The sequence below is a fragment of the Vibrio sp. VP6 genome (genome assembly GCF_028823755.1).
GTDB classification, from domain to species: Bacteria; Pseudomonadota; Gammaproteobacteria; order Enterobacterales; family Vibrionaceae; genus Vibrio; species Vibrio parahaemolyticus.
Genome location: NZ_JAPEID010000105.1, coordinates 1 through 2804 on the forward strand (window position 1 = coordinate 1; position 2804 = coordinate 2804).

A 2804-nucleotide genomic window follows, 5' to 3' on the forward strand; every position below is an offset into this window, starting at 1 on the left:
CGCAAACTCATGAATGGCAATGTATGCCAATATTTCGTCGCCATAGCATTTCGCTGCTATAAAATCGTGCAATTTCGTCTGCATAGTGTCCTCACATTTGTCGGTGGCTTCACATCTAAGATACGGTGACTGGGCGTATCCACATGGAGGTTTCTGGGCACCTTCTTTTTAGTGAATTGAAAACTTGCTTTGTTTGTCTATATCGATTGAAAAATTGACTGAACAAATAGTACGTACCATTGACCTCATGAATATAGAGGGGAATACCAACGCATTTATTTACCCCTTCTTTTGGAGGAACGTGACCTGAGAAGAATTGAATGACATAAGCACGCTTGCGTTTTGGATTGATATTGCTTACCGGCACCTGCTCTGGTTGTTGGGCAACCTCTTGACGACGAGGGAGGGATGAAGGAGCGTTCACCAATCGACAGGTTTCAGGTGAGACAGTAAATCGCATCAGCTCTTTTTGATTTTCTGTTTGAAAGATGCCAATTTGATTGACTGGTGAGGACGCTTGGCATTCTTTGGCTAATACATAAGTGGCAAATTCACTCAATACACAAGATGTTGATGCAAAAAAAATGCGTTGATGTCCTTGTCGTTTACCTTCTAACGATGAGCACGTTTGGATATGAGAAAACTTCTGGCCATTTAATTTCCAAAAGCTAACTGCATCTTCAATGGTAAGAGACTGCGCTGAAGTTGCCCACGACAACATCAATAATATTCCGGCTAGACAATACGAATAATGTTTATTCATCGTACACATTCCTTTCATTAGTTCTTGCGAAAATAACGGATATCGAGGCCTGAACGCTCTTCATGAAAACCAAGCTTGAGTGCTAAGCGATGAAGCATGTCGTTAAATAGTGCAAGCTCAACACTCTTCGTCAATGGTTTCTCTCTTAACTCTGGAAATTTTCTTTTGGCGCGACATCGAAGTTGAAAAAGCTCTTCTGAAGAGTGTTCGTTTTTCATTGTTAATTTTGACGTAATGTAAGCTTCGTACTCATTAGCTCGACGAAGTAACTGCAATGTCGATTCAATGTTCATGTTGATTGACCTTCTTAGGCGTATTAATCAAAGCTCAAGGCTTTCCTGTGCATTTTTATGTAGAAAATGACTTGGTGTAGAGTTTGATGTAGGAAGCTTAGCGATGTTTCTCTTTAGCGTTTGATATACCCATTTCAACATAATTTGAGGGTCAGAAATCCATCGTCCTCCCTCTTTGGTAATTCGATATTCAATTTTTTTATGGGCTAAACGGATTTGAATAGGGCAAAGACAGAGTGTCATGCCTGAATCAAGCTCTAGAGCAACCACGATAACAATGTTTACCGTTGGTATGCGTTGAATGTATTCAATAACGCCGTCTGCGGTTAAATGAAAAGGAGTAAGGGCTGGGGTTAACAATTCAACATAGCGATAATGACCTTCATTATAAGTAAGATAATCAACCCCTAGGAAAGAAGATAAGGTCGAACGAAGCATTTCAGCGGCTTGAAAAATTTGCCAACGCCAGAGCGCGGATAAGGTCGAACGAAGCATTTCAGCGGCTTGAAAAATTTGCCAACGCCAGAGCGCTTGTTTTTTTTGATGAACCGTTAATTCTTCTAGGAGTTCATAATAGGTTTGTGTCGGCATAACAGTATTCTTTTATAGAGATAGATGTGCCGCTATCGGCACATCTATCTTTGTTTGTGATATATCAAATGTGTTAAAGCAAAAACTTAAAAGTATTTGACTCTTGTTTTTTCTTTGGTGGTTCAAGGAGGTAGGAGGGCGATGCGATATCTCCCGCCGTGATTGCTTCAACTAAATGAGCGTATTCCATGTCATCACGTCGTTTTTTTACAGAGATAGCGTTCGACGTCACCATTCCTCTGGATGGTGGCGCCGGACGCAACAACATGATCGCCTCAACGGCTTTGTCTATGTCTTCTTTAGTCATAACAATGTCTTTCGTTGCTAATTTTTCCTTACTCTAAGAAATCGATAATTCCGTTTTTATCTATGTCTCTATATGTATCCCGTATATTAGCTTTACCGTCATCAATATAAGTCTCATCTAAGTAGCTAGTCGGAGATAGGCTATTTCCTTGTGTGGGAGCTTGATGCATTCTTTCAAATGAATCACTAACAAGATCGGCATCTGAATCATCTAACGCTGCATTTAAGCAAGTAAAATCCTCGTATTTTAGTGAGTCTGGTGAACTTTCTGTAATATCACAAGATTCACGTTCCTCTATGTTACTTAAACCATCATTATCAATGTCGGCGATAGGGAATAAAAAACCATTGTCGATAAATTTATCTATTGGATAAAAATTAGCTGTCGTACTGCCTTCGGCTTTGATGCTTCCATTGTTAGAAAAAAGAAGCAGTTGATTGCTTCTTATCAAAACAGGGGACTCTGATAAGGTTGGAAAATTCGGTTTACCCACAATAAAACCATCCACTTTTACTCCTTGTACAAAATCCCATGCTCCGTCTGTTTTTTCTAATAAAAACGCGTTACGACCTATATAAAAAGGATTTTCGTTTGCATATGTCCCAGCACCAATAGTGTATTCACTAATAATGGATTTAGCTGATAACGTAGTGTTTGTATAGCCTGTAAAATCAACAATCGCGACTTTGGAATCAGATGCTCTAATAATCGCGAGAGCATCGCTAGAAGTCGTATAATAGGCTACATCATTTTTTTGTTCATCTGTTAATAAATCAAAGTTAACGGTAATGTCAGTTAATGGACTTGTGCTATTTATAGCAATCTTGTGTTCGTAGCTTAATCCGTCCAA

Annotated in this window: 5 protein-coding genes; all 5 read right to left on the reverse strand. The window is 39.3% G+C overall.

Features of this window, described 5'->3' with window-relative positions:
* Positions 1-115: 115 nt before the first annotated feature.
* Positions 116-763, reverse strand: coding sequence for a hypothetical protein (locus tag OU793_RS23980; RefSeq protein WP_140220104.1), 648 nt, complete (start codon positions 761-763; stop codon positions 116-118).
* 17 nt (positions 764-780) lie between these two features.
* Positions 781-1056: a hypothetical protein gene (locus OU793_RS23985; protein ID WP_114868453.1), complete on the reverse strand. Its 276-nt coding sequence runs from the start codon at positions 1054-1056 to the stop codon at positions 781-783.
* Between the two features lie 27 nt (positions 1057-1083).
* Positions 1084-1647, reverse strand: a complete 564-nt coding sequence (locus OU793_RS23990; protein WP_274647886.1) for a hypothetical protein — start codon at positions 1645-1647, stop codon at positions 1084-1086.
* Between the two features lie 73 nt (positions 1648-1720).
* Positions 1721-1954, reverse strand: a complete 234-nt coding sequence (locus tag OU793_RS23995; protein WP_102591250.1) for a hypothetical protein — start codon at positions 1952-1954, stop codon at positions 1721-1723.
* Between the two features lie 28 nt (positions 1955-1982).
* Positions 1983-2804 (reverse strand): hypothetical protein (locus OU793_RS24000; RefSeq protein WP_274647887.1); only part of this gene is annotated, 822 nt, incomplete at its 5' end.

Excerpts from the sequence above, each read along its gene's own strand:
- OU793_RS23980 (WP_140220104.1), bottom strand. The coding sequence starts at position 763 with ATGAATAAACATTATTCGTATTGTCTAGCCGGAATATTATTGATGTTG.
- OU793_RS23985 (WP_114868453.1), bottom strand. The coding sequence starts at position 1,056 with ATGAACATTGAATCGACATTGCAGTTACTTCGTCGAGCTAATGAGTAC.
- OU793_RS23990 (WP_274647886.1), bottom strand. The coding sequence starts at position 1,647 with ATGCCGACACAAACCTATTATGAACTCCTAGAAGAATTAACGGTTCAT.
- OU793_RS23995 (WP_102591250.1), bottom strand. The coding sequence starts at position 1,954 with ATGACTAAAGAAGACATAGACAAAGCCGTTGAGGCGATCATGTTGTTG.